The following is a 461-nucleotide window of genomic DNA, read 5'->3' on the forward strand; positions in this document are numbered from 1 at the left end:
TTCTGAATCTGAAAAAATAAAGCGGCTTACGCCGCTTTATTTACTTAACTTCTTAACTAACAATAACTTAGTTGTTTACTTTAAGTTTTTGGAAGTACTCGTCATAAATAACGCTCGCTTCACCAACTTCATCTTGCCACACACCGTTATCCATCACTGATTGTGGTGGGAAAACGTTCTTGTCTTCAGCAAATTCTTTAGGAAGAAGAGGGTAAGCGGTTTTAACTGGTGTCGGGTAACCGATCTCTAGAGCAATTTTCGCAGCGTTCTCAGGGCGAAGAAGGAAGTCGATCATCTTATGAGCCGCTTCAGTGTTCTTAGCGCCTGCTGGAATTGCTAGGCTGTCCATCCAGAAGATAGCGCCTTTTTCTGGCCAGATAATGTCAATCGTTGCGCCTTCTTGGCGTGCCATGTAAGCAGAACCATTCCAAAGCATACCAAGAGACACTTCACCTGCTAGG

Annotated in this window: 1 protein-coding gene; it reads right to left on the minus strand. The window is 43.8% G+C overall.

Annotated elements, in window-relative coordinates; genetic code table 11:
- Positions 1–67: 67 nt before the first annotated feature.
- Positions 68–461: extracellular solute-binding protein (locus AB4623_RS23825; RefSeq protein WP_372147499.1), on the minus strand; the 394-nt coding region annotated here is incomplete at its 5' end.

Origin of the sequence: Vibrio sp. 10N.222.52.C12 (assembly GCF_041474215.1) — a bacterium.
In the GTDB taxonomy this organism is placed as follows: domain Bacteria; phylum Pseudomonadota; class Gammaproteobacteria; order Enterobacterales; family Vibrionaceae; genus Vibrio; species Vibrio crassostreae_C.